14 protein-coding genes are annotated in these 19,551 nt (G+C 69.4%); 9 read left to right on the forward strand and 5 right to left on the reverse strand.

Going from position 1 to position 19,551, the window contains the following annotated elements:
- Nucleotides 1–126: 126 nt before the first annotated feature.
- From galK to HBK84_RS11645, 3 genes are read right to left on the reverse strand one after another with little or no spacing between them, the layout of a single operon-like run.
- Entirely contained in the window at nucleotides 127–1,395 is a 1,269-nt protein-coding gene (gene galK / locus HBK84_RS11635; protein WP_167318965.1) for a galactokinase, read from the reverse strand.
- Nucleotides 1,392–2,528 (reverse strand): galactose-1-phosphate uridylyltransferase, encoded by a 1,137-nt coding sequence (gene galT, locus HBK84_RS11640; RefSeq protein ID WP_167318966.1) that lies wholly within the window; start codon nucleotides 2,526–2,528, stop codon nucleotides 1,392–1,394. Before galT ends, galK begins: the two co-directional genes overlap by 4 nt.
- A complete protein-coding gene (locus HBK84_RS11645; protein WP_206069158.1) occupies nucleotides 2,525–3,310 on the reverse strand; it encodes a DeoR/GlpR family DNA-binding transcription regulator in 786 nt (261 codons plus the stop codon). The genes galT and HBK84_RS11645 overlap by 4 nt, the downstream gene beginning before the upstream one ends.
- Before the next feature lie 193 nt (nucleotides 3,311–3,503).
- Here HBK84_RS11645 and HBK84_RS11650 point away from each other — a divergent pair, with 193 nt between their 5' ends.
- The 6 genes from HBK84_RS11650 (at nucleotide 3,504) to HBK84_RS11675 (ending at nucleotide 13,504) form a co-directional block, all read left to right on the forward strand.
- On the forward strand, nucleotides 3,504–5,759 hold the full coding sequence (locus tag HBK84_RS11650; RefSeq protein ID WP_240919000.1) for an alpha-galactosidase: 2,256 nt from the start codon (nucleotides 3,504–3,506) through the stop codon (nucleotides 5,757–5,759).
- A 9-nt stretch (nucleotides 5,760–5,768) separates the two neighbouring features.
- A complete protein-coding gene (locus tag HBK84_RS11655; protein ID WP_167318968.1) occupies nucleotides 5,769–6,710 on the forward strand; it encodes a carbohydrate ABC transporter permease in 942 nt (313 codons plus the stop codon).
- 15 nt (nucleotides 6,711–6,725) lie between these two features.
- Complete coding sequence (locus tag HBK84_RS11660; RefSeq protein ID WP_167318969.1) at nucleotides 6,726–7,721, forward strand: carbohydrate ABC transporter permease; 996 nt, start codon at nucleotides 6,726–6,728, stop codon at nucleotides 7,719–7,721.
- A 9-nt stretch (nucleotides 7,722–7,730) separates the two neighbouring features.
- Nucleotides 7,731–9,143, forward strand: coding sequence for a sugar ABC transporter substrate-binding protein (locus HBK84_RS11665; RefSeq protein WP_167318970.1), 1,413 nt, complete (start codon nucleotides 7,731–7,733; stop codon nucleotides 9,141–9,143).
- 118 nt (nucleotides 9,144–9,261) lie between these two features.
- Nucleotides 9,262–10,398, forward strand: a complete 1,137-nt coding sequence (locus HBK84_RS11670) for an ABC transporter ATP-binding protein (protein WP_167318971.1) — start codon at nucleotides 9,262–9,264, stop codon at nucleotides 10,396–10,398.
- 67 nt (nucleotides 10,399–10,465) lie between these two features.
- Nucleotides 10,466–13,504 carry a glycoside hydrolase family 2 TIM barrel-domain containing protein gene (locus HBK84_RS11675; protein WP_167318972.1) on the forward strand — a complete coding sequence of 1,013 codons (3,039 nt, stop codon included), beginning with the start codon at nucleotides 10,466–10,468 and terminating at the stop codon, nucleotides 13,502–13,504.
- A 75-nt stretch (nucleotides 13,505–13,579) separates the two neighbouring features.
- On the opposite strand, the gene HBK84_RS11680 is transcribed toward HBK84_RS11675, so the two are convergent.
- Entirely contained in the window at nucleotides 13,580–14,173 is a 594-nt protein-coding gene (locus HBK84_RS11680) for a recombinase family protein (protein WP_167318973.1), read from the reverse strand.
- A gap of 200 nt (nucleotides 14,174–14,373) precedes the next feature.
- On the opposite strand from HBK84_RS11680, the gene HBK84_RS11685 reads away from it, so the two are divergent.
- Nucleotides 14,374–14,742 (forward strand): hypothetical protein, encoded by a 369-nt coding sequence (locus HBK84_RS11685; RefSeq protein WP_167318974.1) that lies wholly within the window; start codon nucleotides 14,374–14,376, stop codon nucleotides 14,740–14,742.
- A 650-nt stretch (nucleotides 14,743–15,392) separates the two neighbouring features.
- On the opposite strand, the gene HBK84_RS11690 is transcribed toward HBK84_RS11685, so the two are convergent.
- Nucleotides 15,393–16,583 (reverse strand): alcohol dehydrogenase catalytic domain-containing protein, encoded by a 1,191-nt coding sequence (locus HBK84_RS11690; protein WP_095798957.1) that lies wholly within the window; start codon nucleotides 16,581–16,583, stop codon nucleotides 15,393–15,395.
- 399 nt (nucleotides 16,584–16,982) lie between these two features.
- On the opposite strand from HBK84_RS11690, the gene HBK84_RS11695 reads away from it, so the two are divergent.
- Together HBK84_RS11695 and HBK84_RS11700 are read left to right on the forward strand one after the other, a co-directional pair.
- Complete coding sequence (locus HBK84_RS11695; RefSeq protein WP_370520544.1) at nucleotides 16,983–18,206, forward strand: MFS transporter; 1,224 nt, start codon at nucleotides 16,983–16,985, stop codon at nucleotides 18,204–18,206.
- A gap of 43 nt (nucleotides 18,207–18,249) precedes the next feature.
- A complete protein-coding gene (locus HBK84_RS11700; RefSeq protein ID WP_167318975.1) occupies nucleotides 18,250–19,536 on the forward strand; it encodes a cytochrome P450 in 1,287 nt (428 codons plus the stop codon).
- Nucleotides 19,537–19,551 lie beyond the last annotated feature (15 nt).

Consider the following 19,551-nt stretch of genomic DNA (forward strand, 5'->3'; position numbering starts at 1 on the left):
CGATCAGGTGACCCATTGCAGGCCCACCGTGAGCACGACAAGTGTGTCCACGACCCCGACGTTCATGCCGGTTGCCGGAAAATACGCAGGTTATGGGATCCGATGCGCCGGCGGCGACCGGCCAGCTCACACCCGCTGCGCCCCGTCGGCCGGAAGAACGGTGAAAATTTCAGGAGTCTGCAGGCCGGCGTCGACGAAATTTCGCAGCACAGCCTCGCGGACTTGGTCTTCTTGAGTCGCCGGTGTCAGCGCGATCGCGGAGCCGCCGAAGCCGCCGCCGGTCATCCGCGCCCCGATCGCCCCGGCGGCCAGGGCGGTGTCCACGGCGAGGTCCAGCTCGGGGCAGGAGACCTCGTAGTCCTCGCGCAACGAGGTGTGGGAGGCGACCAGCAGCTCCCCGATGCCGTCCACGTCACCGGCGCGCAGCCGTTCGACGGTGGCCAGCACCCGGGCGTTCTCGGTGAGCACGTGCCGCACCCGCCGGGCGGTCACCGCGTCGAGGGCGCTCAGGTCGGCGTCGGCGGGGACCTCGCGCAGGGAGGCGGCCCCGAGGGTGGCGGCCCCGGCCCCGCAGGAGGCCCGCCGGGCGCCGTAGCCGCCGTCGGCGTGGGAGTGGGCGACCCTGGTGTCGATCACCAGCACCGCCAGCCCGTGCTCGGCCAGCGGCAGCGGCACGGTCTCGGCGGCCAGGGTCCGGCAGTCCAGGAACAGGGCGGCCCCGGTGCGTCCCATCAGCGAGGCGGACTGGTCCATGATCCCGGTCGGTGCCCCGACGAACTCGTTCTCCGCCCGCTGGGTCAGCCGCGCCATGGCCGGGGCGTCGAGGCCCAGGCCCAGCAGGTCGTTCAGCGCCACGATCGTGGCGACCTCCACGGCGTGGGAGGAGGACAGGCCCGCGCCCACCGGCACGGTGGAGTCCAGCAGCAGCTCGAGCCCGGGCACCTGCACCGCCTCCAGCCCGCCGAGCACGTGCACGACCCCGGCCGGATAGGCCCCCCAGTCCCCGACCGCCCCCGGGGCGAGGCCGGGGATGCGGAAGCGGGCCCGGGACAGCCGGCCCCCGTCCGGGGCGTAGGTGGAGGCCAGCTCCACCACCTCCGGGTCCGGCTCCGAGGCCCGGCGCAGCCGCACCGCCACCATCGCGGAGCGGTCGATGGCGAAGGGCAGCACGAACCCGTCGTTGTAGTCGGTGTGCTCCCCGATCAGGTTCACCCTCCCGGGGGCCCGCCACACCCCGTCCGGGGCATGGCCGTACACCTCGGCGAAGCGGCCGGCGAGCTCGACGGCCCGGGCGGCGTCCTGCCCCCCGGCGCCCTGGCCCCCGGTGAGCCGGCCGGCCCCCGGCCGGGCCGTCGACGGGGAGGTGGTCTGCTGGTGGGTGCGCGGTGCGGTCATCGTGCGGCCTCCCTCAGGCGTGCGGCGGTCTGCTCGGCGGTGACGTCGTTGATGAACGCGCCCATCGCCGCCTCCGAACCGGCCAGGAACTTCAGCTTGTCCTCGGCCCGGCGCGGGCTGGTCAGCTGCAGGTGCAACCACCCGGCCTCGCGGTCGGCCGCATTCACGGGGGTCTGGTGCCAGGCGGCGATGTAGGGGGTCGGGGTGGTGTAGAGCCGGTCCACCCGTTGCACCAGGTCCTGGTAGAGCACCGCCAGCTCATCGCGCTCGGGACCGGTCAGCGCCGCCAGGTCCGGGACCTGCCGGTGCGGGAGCAGGTGGACCTCCAGCGGCCAGCGGGCGGCGTAGGGCACGTAGGCGGAGAAGTGCTCCCCGGCCAGGACCATCCGGTCCCCGGCGGCGGTCTCGTCGGCGAGCACCTCGCCCATCAGCGCCCGTCCGGTCTCCTGCAGGTGCGCCCGCGAGCGGGCGGCCAGGCGGGCGGCGTGCGGGGCCGGATACGGGTAGGCGTAGATCTGCCCGTGCGGGTGGTGCAGGGTCACCCCGATCTGCTCCCCGCGGTTCTCGAAGGGGAACACGTGCCGGATCCCGGCCGTCCCCGAGAGCGCTTCGGTGCGCTGGGCCCAGGCCTCCACCACCGTGCGCGCCCGCTCGGGGGCCAGGTCCGCGAAGGAGCCCCGGTGCTCGGGGGTGAACACCACGACCTCGCACCGGCCGTAGGCCGGGGACGGCATCCCCCAGAGCGACCGCTCCGCCGCCGGGGGCGGCACGGGCAGCGACCCCAGGTCCGGCCCCAGGGACGGGAAGCGGTTCTCGAAGACGACGACGTCGAAGTCCTCGGCGGGGATCTCGGACTCCCGCCCGCCCACGGATGGACACAGCGGGCACTGGTCGGCCGGGGGCAGGTAGGTGCGGGTCTGCCGGTGGGCGGCCACCGCCACCCACTCCCCGGTCAGCCGGTCGAAGCGCACCTCGCCGTGTCCGGCCCGCTCCCCCAGCGGACGACGGTCACTGACCTGCGCGACCGGCTCCGTGCCGCGGTCGGCGAAGAACACCGCCTCCCGCCCGTCGGCCAGATGATGGACCCGGTGCGCGATGGACCCGGCGTGTTCGGTGGGCAGTGGAAGTGTCATCGGACGGGCTCCAGTCGCAGGTCGGGGACGTGCTGGTTGAGGATGTCTCTGGCGGTCGCCTCGAGGCCGTCGTCGGTGACGACCGTGTCGATCTCGTCGAGGTCGGCGATGCGGTACAGGCCCGCCAGGTCCCATTTGGTGGAGTCGGCCAGGACCACGCTGCGGTTGCAGCGTTCCAGGAAGAGGCGGTTGATCTCGGCTTCCATCATGTTCGGGGTGGTCAGTCCGTGCCGTTCGCTGATCCCGTGGACGCCCAGGAAACATAGGTCCACGTGCAGGGTGCGCAGGGCCGCGGTGGCCAGCGGGCCCACCAGGGCATCGGAGGGGGTGCGCACCCCGCCGAGCAGGACCACGGTCTGTCCGGTGGCGGGGGCGTCCTGAAGCACGTCGGCGATGCGCGGGGAGTTGGTCACCACGGTGATGTCCGCGGTGCCGCGCAGCCGGCGGGCCAGGGCGTAGGTGGTGGTCCCGGAGTTCAGGGAGACCGACATCCCCGGTTCCACCAGGGTTTCCGCGGCGGCGGCGATGGCCGCCTTCTCCGGCAGCTGCAGGTCGGACTTGTGGGTGAAGCCCGGTTCGGCCGCCGAGGATCCTGTGGGCAACTTCGCCCCGCCGTGGACCTTCTGCAGCTCCCCGTCTTGGGCCAGGCGGTTCAGGTCCCGGCGCACCGTCATGTCGGAGACGCCGAGGTCGGCGACCAGCTCGGCCACCCGCACCGCGCCGGCCGCCCGGACACGGTCGAGGATCTCCCGCCGCCGGCGGTCGGGCAGCATCTCGGACATCGCATCTCCTGACTCGGTGAGGGGTTGGTGCAGCCACTCGGAGTGACCTCGACCACAATACAAACACGGAAGTGTTTTTTCAACAGGCTTGATGTTCGGTTTTGTCGGTTCTAGTATGACGTGGAACACATCGATTGCCCGCTTGGATCGAGTGCCCGGATCCACTACTCCCGATGACCACCCAGGAGCCGACGTGACTGCTGTGACCCTCGAGCCGACGACCGTTCTCGACCCGACCGGACCGTGCCGCGTGCACCTGAGCGCCGGAGACGTGTCGCTGCTAGTCGACCTCTCCGAAACCCTGCTTCCCTCAGTGGTGCACTGGGGTGCCGCGTTGCCCGGCCTGGACGCGGCTGAGGCCGCTGAGCTAGTGGAGGCCGCAGTGGCCCACCGCACGGCCAACGGGCAGGACCTCCCCATGCGCCCTGACGTGTTGGGAAGTCAGCACACCGGATGGAGTGGCCGGCCGGGACTCGTCGGGGATCGCAACGGCGCCGCGTGGACCCCGTTCCTGCGGGTGACGCAGGCCCACGTGGAGCCGCTGGACGCCCAGGGAGTCGACACCGAAGGCGCTTTGGTCAATGGCGGAGCGGCCCGCCTGCTCGTGGCAGCGGAGGACGCCGGAGCAGGCCTGCGCGTGACGATCGAGCTAGAACTGACGCCTTCGGGCTTGCTGCGGGCCCGGGCCAAGCTGACGAACACCGCCGCGGGCTCCTACCGCGTTCAGGAGCTGGGCCTGCTCCTCCCGCTGCCCACTCACGCGAAGGAGATCCTGGACTTCGCCGGGCACTGGGGCAAGGAACGCACCCCGCAGCGCCGCGAGCTGACCGTGGGCACGCACCTGCGGGAGGGCCGCAAGGGGCGCACCGGCGCCGACGCCGCCTACGTGCTGACCGTCGGGGAGCCCGGCTTCGGCTTTGCCGACGGTGAGGTCTGGGGCCTGCACACCGGGTTCTCCGGCAACCATCGCACGTGGGCGGAACGGCTCTACGACGGCCAGCAGGTCCTGGGCGGCTCCGAGCTGCTGCTGCCGGGCGAGGTCACGCTGGAACAGGACGAGAGTTACTCCAGCCCGTGGCTGTACGGCGTGCACGGGCGGGGACTCGACGAGCAGGCCGGGCGGTTCCACGACTGGCTCCGGGCCCGCCCCCAGCACCCTGCCCGGCCCCGTCCAGTGACGCTGAACGTGTGGGAGGCCGTCTACTTCGACCACCGCCTCGAGAAGCTGACCGCCCTGGCCGACCGGGCGGCCGCCGCCGGCGTGGAGCGCTACGTGCTCGACGACGGCTGGTTCGGCGCCCGCCGTGACGACAACGCCGGCCTGGGTGACTGGGTGGTCTCCCCCGAGGTGTGGCCGGACGGCCTGTCCCCGCTGATCGACCACGTCAACGGTCTCGGCATGGAATTCGGCCTGTGGTTCGAGCCCGAGATGGTCAACCCCGACTCCGACGTGGCCCGCGCCCACCCCGAGTGGATCATGGGTCCCGGCGGGCGCCTGCCGACCGAGTCCCGCCGACAGCAGGTGCTGAACCTGGGCATCCCGGAGACCTACGAGCACGTGCGCGACCAGATGGTCGCCCTGCTGGAGGAGTACCCGATCGCCTACATCAAGTGGGACCACAACCGCGACCTGCTCGAGGCCGGCACCCACCCCGACGGACGACCTGGGGTGCACGCCCAGACCTTGGCAACCTACCGGCTGATGGCTGAGCTGAAAGAGCGGTTCCCGGACCTGGAGATCGAGTCCTGCTCCTCCGGCGGCGCCCGGGTCGACCTCGGGGTGCTGGAGCACACGGACCGGGTGTGGACCTCCGACGACATCGACCCCTTCGAGCGCCAGCAGATGCACCGGTGGACCCAGCAGCTCATCCCGGCGGAGATGATGGGCGCCCACATCGCCTCCGGCGCCTCGCACACCACCGGGCGGATGCACACCCTGCACTTCCGCGCCGGCACCGCCGTGTGGGGCCACCTGGGCATCGAGTGGGACCTGACCCAGGCCACCGAGCAGGAGACGGCCGAGCTCGCCGAGTGGGTGGCCTTCCACAAGGACCACCGCCGGCTGCTCCACACGGGCCACCTGGTGCGCCTGGACGCCTTCGACCCGGCCCTGCAGATCCACGGGGTCGTCAGCGTCGACCGCACGGAAGCGCTGTTCGCTGTCGTCGCGGCCGCCCTGCCCGATGTCGAACCGGTGGGCCGGTTCCGACTGCGCGGCCTGGACCCGGAGCGCCGCTACCGGGTGCGCGACGTGACCCCCGGCGCCGAGCCGCACGGGTTCCGCCGCCCGCCGTGGTGGCCGGCCGACGAGGGCGTGGTCGTCTCCGGTCGCGCGCTGCAGACCGTGGGCGTCCACGCGCCGTGGCTGGCCCCGGACACCTTGCGCATTCTGCGCCTCGAGGCCCAGGACACCGACCAGTTCCCCGCCCAGCTCACGCCCCAGGATTGAGGTCATCCCATGTCCAGCAGCACCCTATCCCGCCGACGGGAAACCTCCACCGGCTCCGGACCCAACGGGCGACCGCGTCGCACCGGCCGGCAGGACACCCGGATCGCGATGCTGTTCATCGCCCCGGCGGCCCTGGGCTTCCTCGTCTTCCTCGCCTGGCCCACCCTGCGCGGCATCTGGTTGAGCTTCACCAGCTTCAACCTGCTGACCCCTTCCGAATTCGTCGGCCTGGCGAACTATCGGCGTCTCGTGCAGGACCCGATCTTCTGGGACTCTCTGCTGGTCACGGTCCAGTACGTGCTGCTCAACATCGGCATCCAAACGGTCCTGGCCCTGCTCATCGCGTTGATGATGCACCACCTGACCCAATCCACCTTCCTGCGCGGGGTGGTGCTCGCCCCGTACCTGGTCTCCAACGTGGTCGCGGCGATCGTATGGCTGTGGATTCTCGACACCCAGTTCGGGGTGGCCAATCAGGTCATCTCCTGGATCGGGCTGGACCGGATCGGCTTCCTCTCCGATGAGACCTGGGCGATCCCCACGATCGCACTGATCAACGTCTGGCGGCACATGGGCTACACCGCGCTGCTGATCTTCGCCGGTCTGCAGACGTTGCCGCAGTCCGTGTACGAGGCCGCGCGCATCGACGGGGCGAGCGAGGTCCGGACCTTCTTCACCATCACCTTGCCCCTGCTGCGCCCGATCCTGGCGCTGGTGCTGATCATGACCGTGATCGGGTCCTTTCAGGTTTTCGACACCGTCGCGGTGACAACCGCCGGCGGGCCGGCCAACGCCACCAACGTGCTCCAGCTCTACATCTACGACATGGCCTTCGGCCGCTTCCAGTTCGGCTACGCCTCGGCGATGTCCGTCGCCCTGCTCGTGGTGCTGGCCGTCATCACCTTCATCCAGTTCCGTCTGACCCGCGCCGGGTCCACGGACCTGGCCTGAGCCCGAGGAGTTCCGATGAACCCGACACCTGCTCCCGCCCAGCCCGGAAGTGCCGCTCCCAGTCCCGCCGGCGCCGCAGCCCCGGTGGTCGCGGACCCGACGGGAACCAGCCCCGCCCGCCCGGGCGCCTCTCGACGCCGGATCACCCCCGGCAAGATCCTTGCCTGGGCCTTTCTGCTCGCCGTCGTGCTGGTGACGCTGTTCCCGTTCTACTGGATGCTGCGCACCGCGCTGTCCACGAACCAGGGCCTGCAGACCGACCCCACCTCCTGGGTGCCACCGGAATTCACCTTCGGCGCCTTCGAGCGCGTGCTCGGCATGCAGTCCACCGAGGAGGCCCTGGCCGAGGGCGGGTCCGGTACGGCCCTGAACTTCTGGCGCTACCTGCTGAACTCCGTCCTGGTGGCCACGCTCATCACCGCCGGCCAGCTGCTCTTCTCGGCCATGGCCGCCTACGCCTTCTCCCGGCTCAAGTGGCCCGGGCGGGACAAGGTGTTTGCCCTGTTCCTGGCCGGACTGATGGTGCCCACTATCTTCACCCTGTTGCCCAACTTCGTGCTCATCAAAGAGCTCGGTCTGGTCGACAACCTGCTCGGCATCGCCCTGCCGACGATGTTCATGACTCCGTTCGCGGTGTTCTTCCTGCGACAGTTCTTCATGAATGTCCCGCCGGAGATCGAGGAGGCCGCCCTGCTGGACGGCGTCTCCAAGGTCGGGGTGTTCTTCCGGGTGATCCTGCCCATGTCGGCCGCCCCGATGGCCACTCTGGGGATCCTCACCTACATGACCGCCTGGAACGACTACTTCTGGCCGTTGATGGTCTCCTACACCGACGCCTCCCGCGTTCTCACAGTGGCCCTGGGCGTCTTCCGGGCGCAGTCGCCCCAGACCGGCACTGACTGGGCCGGTCTGATGGCCGCCACCCTCATCGCCGCGCTGCCGATGATGCTGCTCTTCGCAGTCTTCGCCAAGCGCGTCGTCAACTCCATCGGCTTCAGCGGCATCAAGTAGGAGCTCACCATGACACGCACCCCTGCACGCCATCACCGCCCCCGCCACGTCACTGGCTCCCGGGCGCGCCTGGCCCTGGCCGTCTTCACTGTCCCGCTGCTCGCCCTCACCGGGTGCGGGGCTGATGCCGAGGCGGAGGCCTCGGCCACCGGGGTCATCGACTACTGGATGTGGGACACCAACCAGCTGCCCGCCTACCAGAAGTGCGCCGAGATGTTCGAGGCCGAGCACCCCGACCAGGACGTGCGCATCACCCAGACCGGGTGGGGCGACTACTGGACGAAGCTCACGGCCGGGTTCATCGCCGGCACCGGCCCGGACGTGTTCACCAACCACGTGTCCAAGTACCCGCAGTTCGCCGAGCTCGACGTCCTCGCCCCGCTGGAGGAACACCCCGCCACCGCGGCACTGGACCCCGACGACTACCAGGACGGCCTCGTGGACCTGTGGACCGGCCCGGACGGGCACCAGTACGGCGTGCCCAAGGACTGGGACACCGTCGCGGTGCTCTACAACGAAGAGCTGGTGGCCGAGGCCGGCCTCTCACCGGAGGACCTCGAGGGCTGGCGCTGGAACCCCGAGGACGGCGGCAGCTTCGAAGACCTCGTCGCGCACCTGACCATCGATGAGAACGGGGTGCGCGGCGACGAACCGGGCTTCGACAAGGACCACATCGCCGTCTACGGCCTGGGCATCTCCGAGGCAGGCGGGAGCACCGCCGGGCAGGGACAGTGGTCGGCCTTCGCCGCCTCCAACGGCTGGCAGGTCACCAACGAGCCGCTGTGGGGCGACCACTACAACCTGGATGACCCCGCCCTGCACGAGACCCTCGACTGGTACTTCGGGCTCACCGACAAGGGATACATGCCCGACTACGGGCAGTTCAACGCCGCCGAAGGCGTCAACGCCCAACTGGCCTCGGGATCAGCGGCCATGGTCCTGGACGGGGCCTGGATGATCAGCACTTACGCCGGCATCGAGGACTTCCCCGTGGGCACCGCCCGCACCCCGGTGGGCCCCGACGGTACCGCCAAGACCATGATGAACGGCCTGGCCGACTCGATCGTCAAGGACACCGACAACCCCGAGGGGGCGGCCCAGTGGGCGGCGTTCATGGGCTCGGCCCAGTGCCAGCAGGAGGTCGCCCGCGCCGGCGTGGTTTTCCCCTCCCGCCAGGACGCCACCCCCATCGCCGCCGACGCCTACCGGGAGATGGGCATCGACCCCGGACCGTTCATCGCCCCGGTCGAGGAAGGCAACACCGTCTACTTCCCCGTCACCAAGTTCGGCGCGGACGTGTCAGCCCTGATGACCCCGGCCTTGGAAGACATCTACGCCAACCGGGTACCGGCCTCCACCCTGGTGGAGACGAACGACGCCATCAACGTCCTCTTCGAAACTGACGAGACCGACGACTCCTGACCCGCCCAGGGCGCCGGGATCAAGCATCCCGGCGCCACGCCTCCTCCGGCACCATCCGGTGCCGCCCCACCCTCGCCGGCAGCAGTTCCTGCGGGCACTCCGAAAGGAACCACCCACCATGTCCTCTGTGCGCTACGCCAACGTGACCTGCCAGTACCCCGGGGCCGAACGACCCTCGGTCACCGACCTGAATCTGGACATCGCCGACGGGGAGTTCCTGGTGCTGGTGGGCCCTTCCGGGTGCGGGAAGTCCACCACCCTGCGGATGCTCGCCGGCCTCGAAGAGGTCACCGGCGGCAACATCTACATCGGCGACCGCGACGTCACCGACGTCCCCTCCCGGGACCGCGACATCGCCATGGTCTTCCAGAACTACGCCCTCTACCCGCACATGACCGTGGCCGAGAACATGGGCTTCGCCCTGAAGATCGCCAAGATCTCCGCCGAGGAGCGCCGCCGCAGGGTCGAGGAGGCCGCCAAGATCCTGGACCTGACCGACTACCTGGACCGCAAGCCCAAGGCGCTGTCCGGCGGGCAGCGCCAGCGCGTGGCCATGGGCCGGGCCATCGTGCGCTCCCCGCAGGTGTTCCTGATGGACGAGCCGCTGTCGAACCTCGACGCGAAGCTGCGCGTGCAGACCCGCACCCAGATCGCCTCCCTCACCCGCCGGCTCGGGGTCACCACCGTCTACGTCACCCACGACCAGGTCGAGGCGATGACCATGGGCGACCGCGTGGCGGTCCTGAAGGACGGGCACCTCATGCAGGTCGACACCCCCCGGGCCCTCTACGACCGGCCCGCCACCGAGTTCGTGGCCGGGTTCATCGGGTCCCCGGCGATGAACCTGTTCCGGGTGCCCGTCACCGAGGCCGGGGCCCAGCTGGGCACGGTGCGGGTCCCGTTGAGCCCCGCCCAGCGTTCCGCCCTGAGGGGGTCCCAGGTCACGGTCGGGATCCGCCCCGAGGACCTCGCCCCGGCCGCCGAGGGCACGGGACTGCCGATCGTGGCCGACGTGGTCGAGGAACTCGGCGCGGACGCCTTCGTCTACGGCCACCTCGCCCCGGTCACCGCCGCCAACACCATCGTGCCGGTGGACCCCACCACCGGTGCCGCCGACGATCCGGGCACGCACGAGTTCATCGTCCGGGTCGAGGGCCGCACCCCGCCCCGGGCCGGATCCACCATCTGGGTCACCCCGAACCTAGACCACGTCCACCTCTTCGACACTGCCACCGGCAACCGCCTGCCCGACTGACCTGCAGGGCCCCGTCGCCCCGCACCACCCCGCCCGACACCTCATCCCACCCGGAGCGCCCAGACCCATGCATCCCAGCACCACCGGCAGTACCACCGATCTGCGAGCCGACCCCTGGTGGTTCACCCGTATCGACGGATCCTGTAAGTCGCTTCCCCCACGGGCGCACCTGGACTCCGACCGGCTGGAGCTCTCCCTGGCTGGCGCATGGGACTTCCGCTGGTTCCCCTCCGCAGCAGAGGCTCTCGAGCAGTGCCCCGACCCGACGGCACTGGACGCCGACTGGCCGGAGCAGATCCCCGTGCCCGGGCACTGGGTGCTCGAGCACCTCGACGGCGACCGCCGATTTGGCACCCCCTGGTACACCAACGTCGTCTACCCCTTCCCCGTAGACCCACCGCACGTGCCGGACGCCAACCCCACCGCCGACCACCGGACCACCTTCGACCTGGGCGACCTCACGCACCAGGGCGAGGCCGAAGGACTGCGCGCTGTGCTGCTGCGCTTCGAGGGTGTTGAGTCCGCCTTCCGGGTGTGGGTGAACGGGCGGTGGGCCGGCCAGGCGATGGGCTCCCGGCTCACCCACGAGTTCGACGTCACCGATCTCGTGCACGAGGGCGAGAACACGGTGGTGGTGCGGGTCCACCAGTTCAGCGCGGGGTCCTACCTCGAGGACCAGGACCAGTGGTGGCTGCCTGGGATCTTCCGCGACGTCCGCGTGCTCGGCGAGGTGCACGACGGGATCGACGACGTCCACCTCACCGCGGACCGGGACCCGGCCACCGGTGAGGGCGTCCTGGGCTGCCGGATCACGGCCCCCAGGGACGCGTTCCCCGTGCGCGTGGAGATCCCGGCGCTCGGCCTAGCCACCACCGTGGACGGCCCCGACCGGGTGGAGTTGCCCGTCGGGGTCGTGCGTGCCTGGACCGCCGAGGACCCGCACCTCTACGACGTCGCCCTGCGCGCCCAGGGACAGCTCGTCACCCACCGCACCGGATTCCGCCGCGTCGTCATCTCCACCGACGGCGTCCTTCAGGTCGACGGCGCCCCGGTGCGCTTCCGCGGCGTCAACCGGCACGAGTTCCACCCGCGCCGGGGCCGCGCGGTGGACGCCGACTTCACCCGCGGGGAGTACGAGCTCATGCAACGCCACCACATCAACGCGGTCCGCACCAGCCACTACCCGCCGGCCCACCACGCCCTCGACCTGGCCGACGAGATGGGACTGTGGGTCGTGCTCGAGGGTGACCTCGAGACCCACGGATTCGTCCACCAGGGCTGGACGCGCAACCCCTCCGACGACCCCGCCTGGCGGAAGGCCTACCTGGACCGCACGGCCCGGATGTGGCACCGGGACAAGAACCACGCCAGCGTCGTGATGCTGTCCCTGGGCAACGAATCCGGCACCGGGGCGAACCTGGCCGCGGCCGCCCAGTGGCTGCGCCGCCACGACGACCGCCCGGTGCACTACGAGGGCGACCACGACGCCGCCTACACCGACGTCTATTCCCGGATGTACCCCACCCCGAGGGAGACCCGCAGCATCGCAGCCGGTGAACCGGTGCCTTCCACGGACGCCGCCGGCTCGGACCGGATCTCCCGGATGCCGTTCGTGCTGTGCGAGTATGCCCACGCCATGGGCACCGGTCCCGGCGGACTGGCCGAGTATGAGGAGATCTTCCGCGCTCACCCGAGGATTTGCGGGGGCTTCGTGTGGGAGTGGAAGGACCACGGCATCGCCACCGTCACCCCGGACGGCACCCCCCTGCTGGCCTACGGCGGGGACTTCGGCGAACCCCTGCACGACGGCACCTTCGTGCTCGACGGGCTGTGCACCGCCGATGGCGCCCCCGGGCCCGGCCTGCTGGAGTACGCCGCCGTCATCGACCCGCTGCGTATCGACCTCGGCTCCGGACACGCGCTGGTGGGCAACGGCCACGACCACACCGCACTCACCGGGCTGCAACTGTGCTGGGCACTGCACACCACCGACCGGGCCACGGTGCGTACGGGCACCATCGAACTGGAGGACCTCCCACCCCGGGGCACCCGCCAGGTGGCTATGCCCCAGGAACCGGGAGTGGGCGAGTACCTCCAGGTGTCGGTGGAGGCCCGCGGGCCCGCCGGCCGCACGATGCGGCACGAGGCTCAGCACTTGGGCCCGATGCCCCTGGTCCCGGATAAGTCTCCGGGAGCGGTCGCCGAGGCGCCCGCCGGGGTCCACGGCCCCGAGCTCTCCGTCTTCCGGGCGCCCACGGACAACGACGCCGGCACCATCGAACCCACCCGCGAACTGTGGCCCACCTCGCCCACCAGGGACACCACGGACTGGCACGACTACACCGGCACGGATCCCCGCGACGCCACCGGCACACCAGGCATCGTGGTCTCCACCGCACAACGTTGGCTGGACCACGGCCTGCACCGCCTCCAGCCGCGCACGCTGCCGGTGGAGCCCGGGGCGCCAGCAGGCACCGTCCGCACCTTGTGGGCCGCGCCAGGCACCGATCTGCGCACCGCGCCGTTCCTACTCACCCACCGCTGGAGCACCACGGACCTCCCCGATGCCCGGCGACTCGAAGTGACCTGGCAGCTGCCGGAACTGGATTTCCTCCTCGCGCGAGTAGGCTGCGTTCTATCCCTGCCCGTCGATCCGGACGGGGACGTAGAATTCGACGGCGACGGCCCGCACCAGTCCTATCCCGATGCCTGCGCCGCCGCACGCTACGGCACCCACCGAGTTCCGGCCCGATCCCTGGCCACACCCGGCGCCCACCCGCAAGCCTCCGGCAACCGCACCCAGGCGCGCCGCCTGCACATCCCGCTCACCGACGGCACCCATCTCGAACTGCGCACGGTGCACGCCGAACTCGACGGGACCCCGGCACCGCAGGGCCTGCACTGGACGCTCACTCCATACCGGGACCTAGAACTCATGGCCGCCCCGCACCCCCACGAGCTGCCCGACGTCACCGGACGGAACTGGTACCTGCACCTGGACGTCGGCCACCACGGACTCGGCAGCCGCTCCTGCGGTGTCGACGTCACCCCAGCCGCCCGACTCCACGCCCGCACTGCCCAACTCGAGGTAATCCTCGAGCGGTAGCCCTGGGTCCCGACCGGTTGGCCATGACTATGCCTCACCATGCGTCGATTCGGAATTTGGAGAGTGCCAGCGCATTCAGATGGTCGTCGCTTGCGGCAGCTCCCGGATCCGCCGGTACAGGGTCGCCCGCGACATCCCCAGGTCGCGGGCCACCTGGGTGGCCGGCTCCCCGGACTCAATGAGGCGGACGGCATTGCGGATCTGGGAGTCGGTGAAGGTCTGGCGGCGCCCGCCGAGGTCCTTGCCGGCGGCCCGGCGTTTGGCCACCGAGTTGGTGATCCGCTCCCGCTTGATCTCCAACTCCATCTGCGCCAAGGCGACCATGACCGTGAAGACCATCGAACCCATCGGGGTCGCGGTATTCACGTCTCCCCCACCGAGGTTCAGCACCCGCAGACCGGCACCTCTGCCCCGCAGCGCTTCGGCGAAGGTCAGCATGTTCTGCGTCGACCGGCCCAGACGGTCCAGCGTGGTGATCACCAGCGTGTCTCCCTCTTGGAGAGCGGCCACCGCCTCGTCAAAGGCGGGACGGGAGGCACGGCTTCCAGACACCCCGCTGTCGACATACACATCATCGCGCCGCACGCCGGCGGCCAGCAGGTCAGACACTTGACGGTCCGCGTCCTGCTGCCGAGTCGATACCCGGGCGTACCCGATCAGCTTCCCCATGTCTACCCCCATCTGTCTCGCAACCAACGTTGAGTATCCGATTCTAGGGGCATAGATAAAGCACAAGGATGCGAGACACATCGAACCCCGGAAACATGCGGGAGCAAATTTATCGGACGAGACGTCTCGCATCCCATGGGTTTCGAGGAGCACCCGTGGGTGATGGTCCGCCACGCCGATGACCATGTGCATGTGGTGGTGTGCCGGTCAGCGACGAGGGGACGGTGTGGCACGGGCGCAACGACCGGCGTGCGGCCCAGAGCGCGTGCACCCGCCTGGAGTTAGAGCACGGGTCGCAGACCGCGCCGCGGCGTCGTAAGGCGGGACGGGGTAAGCGTTCGGTGCTCGCGGTGCGTCAGCAGCAGGAGCAGCAGGCTCAGGTGGTGGCGGCCCGCCGCGCGGAGTGGGAGCAGATCCGCAAGGTCGTGGAGCTGGACACCCCAGCACCTCGGAAGCAACCCCCGGCGCCCCAGCAGCAACAGCGGGTAGCCCCGCTTCACCCGTTGGAACAGGCGCAGCACCTTCGTCGCCCCGCTCCTGGCCGGGAGGACCACGGGCGAGGCCTGTAGCTGGGCTTAGGCCGAGAAGATGCGGGGAAGAACCCGCGGAGCGGCTCGGGCGGTGCCACAGGGGCTGCGGGTTCCGGTGACGTTTCCGGCTCTGCCGTCAGGGTGGGGCGAACAGGTTCTGGAGTAGCAGGAGCCTGCGTGATGTGGGAGCTCTGCCCGGTGAGCATGCGCAGCGCCATGCGCTCGGTTTCGTTGGCGATTTGCAGGGCGTCGAGAGCTCGGCGGCGTTCTTCGGCTCGTGCTTCAGCAACTTCGGCGCGCCGTCGCCATTCCTGGACCTCGGTTTCCAGCTCGCGGACGCGCTCGAGCAGCCGACCGGTGCTCTCCGATGCCTCAGGGGTTTGAACGGAAGGTGCCAAGGGACTGGTCTGGGGGGTGGTATGGAAACCTTCGCCGTGGATGAGGCCCACAGCGATGAGTGCGGTCATGGGCACCCGCCGCCCGGCGGAGGTGATGGTGGCCCCCGCTTCCTCCAGCTCGACGCGCCGTCAACGGAGGGTGCTGTGGAACCCCTGGCACCGGGTTCACGGCCAGCTGTTTTTCCTGACCGGCCATAGGAGAGAACGAAAAGGCGCCCTCAGCTTGGGGCGCGTCCTGGCGGTAGTGAGGCCCTGGCAAATTGCCAGGGCCTCGCTACCGGGTGAGCAAGATCAGGAGGCGATCATGCCGTGGGGGTCGATGATGTACTTCTCCTGCGAGCTGTTGTCGAAGTCCGCGTAGGCCTGAGGAGCATCGTCAAGGCCGATGACCTTGGTCTGCAGCATGTCCGACAGGTACGGCATGCGGTCCCACAGGATCGCCTGCATCAACTCGTAGTTGTAATGCATGATCGGCGCCTGGCCAGCGGTGATCTTCGGGGACTTGATCCAGGCGTTGCCGAATTCAATCGGGTAGATGCCGTTCTGCTCGTCCTTGGAATCCGCCAGGGGGTCAGGCCCGTAGATGCCAATGATGCCGGTGGCGCCTCCCGCGCGGGTAACGTCGATCACCTGGTTGATCGCATAGGCCGGATCCTCTTTGTCCGCGTCCTTGCCGATGCCGTGAGCTTCGGTGCCGACGTAGTCCACGGCGCAGTCGACCATCGGCTCGCCAAGGATCTTTTCAATCTGGTCCTGCAGCGGGACATCCTCGTTGAGGTCAATGGTTTCGCAACCGTTGCGCTTCATCAGGGCCAAGCGATCCTTGTCATGGTCGCCGACGATGATGCAGGACGCCCCCAGCAGGCGCGCAGCTGCGGCGCCGCAACGGCCCACGGGGCCGGCCCCCGCGATGTAGACAGTGGACCCGGGCTTGGCGCCGGCCTCCATGAGGCCGTGGAAGGCGGTCGGGAGGATGTCAGAGAGAAGCGCCAGATCGCGGATCTTCTCCATGGCCTGGTCACGGTCCGGGAACTTCAGCAGCTGGAAGTCCGCATAGGGAACAAACAGATACTCGGCCTGTCCGCCATCCCAGCCGCCCAGGTTGAAGCCGTAGGCAGCGGAATCGGCGTCCGGGTTGCAGGTCTGGCAGACCTCGGTACGACCGTTGCGGCAGTTGCGGCAGCGGCCGCAAGCCACGTTGAAGGGAACCGAGACCAGGTCGCCTTCCTTCAGGAACTCGACGTCAGAGCCGATTTCCACGACTTCCCCGGTCATCTCATGCCCCATGACCATGCCTTCCGGGGCGGGGAAGGACCCGCGGTAGATGTGGAGGTCACTACCGCAGATGTTGGAAGCCACGATCTTCAGGACAACACCGTGGGGTGCCTTCTTGCCGTTGGGCATCTGGAGCTTCGGAAAGTCCAGATCCTCAACCTGCATGTTCTTCACGCCGCGGAAGACGACGGAACGGTTGCCTGCCATGTTCTTCACTCCTTCTTGAGTTCTCACACCGGGGCCCGGGGAGACTCGGTCCAGCCCCAGTCCTGAGGCTTCTCTCAGTGAACCATAGGCCTCGCACAACCTAAATTGACCCCCAGGGGCGTCGTGGGGAGGGAGGCGTCCTGGACGAATCCACGTTCTGCATGACGCAAAATGTCGATATTGACGATGCCTTGGCTTGGTGAGAGATTCCGATTATTTCGGGCGAATGGCTCAATGCGCGCCTTTGACATACATGTCAAACACTCCTATGGGTGTACTTTTCACGCATTTCTCACCCAAAATGTTCATGTTACGAACCCCGCGGATTCAGGCCCTGCGGACTCACGCACACACCACCCCCGAGTGTGCTCCACCCTCCCCGGCCCGTAGCCTGACGGGGTGACGCCAGCTTCCCCACCACCGGCCATGGACCGCCTGCGGATCACCCGAGCGCGCATCGCGGTGTCCCTGCTGTTCCTCACCAACGGCGCGATCTTCTCCAACCTGTTGCCTCGCTTGCCCGAGATCAAGGACATGTACGACCTGTCCAACGCCCTGTACGGGTTCGCGCTAATCGCGTTCCCCATCGGAGGTGTGGTGGCGGGCCCCCTGCCAGCCCCCATCCTGCGGAGGTTCGGAACGGCGCGCGTCGCCGTGGTGGGTTCGATCCTGCTCGCCACCGCAGTGTTCGTGGCCGGATCCGTTCCCCTCGTGGCCGTGTTCTGGATCGGATTGTTCGTGGCGGGCATGCTGGACGCCCTCGTGGACACAGCGCAGAACGCGCAAGGACTGCGAGTACAACGCCTCGCCGGAACCTCCATCATCAACTCCATGCACGCACTGTGGAGCGTGGGTGCCGTGATCGGCGGCCTCATGGGCACCGCCGCCGCGGCCATGAACCTACCCCTGCCTTGGCACTTCCTGATCAGCGGTGTCATCTTCGCGGCCGTGGCGGCCTTCGCCATGCGCTGGGCCGTCCCCGACGACCACGCGGAACACGCCGCCACCCAGGCCGAGAACGCCCCCCTGGACACCGCCGGGATGCCTAAGCTCCCGCGTAGCGCGGGAGTGGCCGCGCTCGCGCTGCTGCCGATCGCCGTCGTCGCCATGTCCGGGGTGCTCGTGGAAGACGTGGGCTCCAACTGGTCCGCCGTCTACCTGCGGGACGCCCTGGGCGCACCCGTGGGCATGGTGGGGCTCGGCTACGTCAGCCTGGTGGGCGCGCAGTTCGTGGGTCGCCTTTTAGGGGACAGGCTGATCGACGCGTTGGGCGCTGTGCTGGTCACGCGCATCGGGGGCGTACTGATCTTCGTGGGCCTGGGCGCCGTGGCGCTCGCGCCGACACCGTGGGTGGCCCTGGCTGGTTTCGCCCTCGCGGGCTTTGGCTGCGCGACCATGGTCCCCAACGCCTACGCCGCCGCAGACCGTGCCCCCGGCCTGAAACCCGGCACGGGACTCACCCTGGTGAGCTGGTGCATGCGCATCGTGTTCGTGCTCTCGCCCCCGCTGATCGGCCTCTTCGCCGATGCCGCCGGGTTGCGGACCGCGCTGTTCGTCTTCCCGCTCATGGGCCTGTTCGCGTTCCTCTTCGCGGGCGCCCTGCGGGTGCGTGCCCGGCGTTGAAACCTCCCAGTCGGCGAAAGGTCAGTACCCGTACGATCGGAGCATGACTTCCACCGCGGGACGCACCCGCCCCGACCAAGTCCTCTCCTTCCTGCGCTCGGGCTACCTCTTTGCCTCGCGCGTACGACGTCGCACGGGCGTCTCCCCGGAGTCCGGCGCCCCGGTGAGCATGAACCTGCTGGGCAAGCGCTCGGTCCTGGTGCGCGGGGAAGAAGGGGTGGACCTCTTCTACGACACCTCCCGCATGAAGCGCCACGGCGCCATGCCCCTGTTCATCCGCGGCCCGCTCTTCGGGTCGGCTGCCGTCCACGCCCTGGACGGGGACGCCCACGCCGCACGTAAGAACCAGATGGCGGACATGGCCTATGAGGACGAGCGGGTGGCCCAGTACAAGCCGTTCGTGGCCGAGGAACTCGAGATGCTCATCCGTGAATGGACCTCCCCCGGCAACGTCTACGACGGCACGGCCCTGGCCTTCGGCCGTGCGTCCTTCCGCTGGGCCGGGATCCCGTGGAGCCGCCAGGAGATGGACCGGCAGGCCCGCCGCATGAGCCGTCTGCTGGACACCTTTGGGCGCCCCGCCACGCACCCGATCTCATGGTTCGAGCGCTTCCGCCTGGATCGCACGTTCACGCAGCTGATCCACGGTGTGCGTTCGGGCACCGTGGCCGCCGACCCGGATTCGGTGCTCGCCCACATGGCGCGTCTCGTGGACGAGAACGGTGGCCTCGTGGACGAGAAGACCGCCGCGGTGGAGTTGCAGAACCTCACCCGCCCCAACGTGGCGGTGGCTCGCTTCGCGGCCTTCGCCGGGGCAGCACTCGTGGAGCACCCGGAATGGGCCGCCCGTATCCACGAGGCGTCCCAGGCACGGGGTGGTTCTCTGCTCGACATCCCGGAGGCCGTGGCCTTCGCCCAAGAGGTCCGCCGCGTCTACCCGTTCGTCCCGATGCTCCCCGCCGAGGCCACCGCGGACACTGAGATCAAGGGCTGCCCCATCCACAAGGGTCAGCGCGTGCTGATCGACATCCTGGGCACCAACAACGATCCCGCCTCGTGGGAGCGCGCCGGCACCTTCGACCCCGAACGCTTCATGGGGGTCGATGACGCCGAGGCCATCCGCACGTTCATCCCCCAGGGCGGTGCCGAGGTCCGTACGGGCCACCGCTGCCCCGGTGAGAAGATCGCGGTGACATCCCTGTCCGCGGCCGTGGTGGCACTGGCCCGCCCGAACGTGGAACTGGGCACCGACCCGGACGACCTCACGTTCTCGTGGACCCACATGCTGACCCGCCCCGCTACGGGCATGCGGGTGCGTGCCGCCCACTGATCCACCCGAGCGACC

Origin of the sequence: Kocuria sp. KD4 (genome assembly GCF_011769905.1) — a bacterium.
Lineage (GTDB): Bacteria > Actinomycetota > Actinomycetes > Actinomycetales > Micrococcaceae > Kocuria > Kocuria marina.

Coding starts and splice junctions, on each gene's coding strand:
- galK (WP_167318965.1), bottom strand. CDS start 1,395: ATGACCGCACCGCGCACCCACCAGCAGACCACCTCCCCGTCGACGGCC.
- galT (WP_167318966.1), bottom strand. CDS start 2,528: ATGACACTTCCACTGCCCACCGAACACGCCGGGTCCATCGCGCACCGG.
- HBK84_RS11645 (WP_206069158.1), bottom strand. CDS start 3,310: ATGTCCGAGATGCTGCCCGACCGCCGGCGGCGGGAGATCCTCGACCGT.
- HBK84_RS11655 (WP_167318968.1), top strand. CDS start 5,769: ATGTCCAGCAGCACCCTATCCCGCCGACGGGAAACCTCCACCGGCTCC.
- HBK84_RS11660 (WP_167318969.1), top strand. CDS start 6,726: ATGAACCCGACACCTGCTCCCGCCCAGCCCGGAAGTGCCGCTCCCAGT.
- HBK84_RS11665 (WP_167318970.1), top strand. CDS start 7,731: ATGACACGCACCCCTGCACGCCATCACCGCCCCCGCCACGTCACTGGC.
- HBK84_RS11670 (WP_167318971.1), top strand. CDS start 9,262: ATGTCCTCTGTGCGCTACGCCAACGTGACCTGCCAGTACCCCGGGGCC.
- HBK84_RS11675 (WP_167318972.1), top strand. CDS start 10,466: ATGCATCCCAGCACCACCGGCAGTACCACCGATCTGCGAGCCGACCCC.
- HBK84_RS11680 (WP_167318973.1), bottom strand. CDS start 14,173: ATGGGGAAGCTGATCGGGTACGCCCGGGTATCGACTCGGCAGCAGGAC.
- HBK84_RS11690 (WP_095798957.1), bottom strand. CDS start 16,583: ATGGCAGGCAACCGTTCCGTCGTCTTCCGCGGCGTGAAGAACATGCAG.
- HBK84_RS11700 (WP_167318975.1), top strand. CDS start 18,250: ATGACTTCCACCGCGGGACGCACCCGCCCCGACCAAGTCCTCTCCTTC.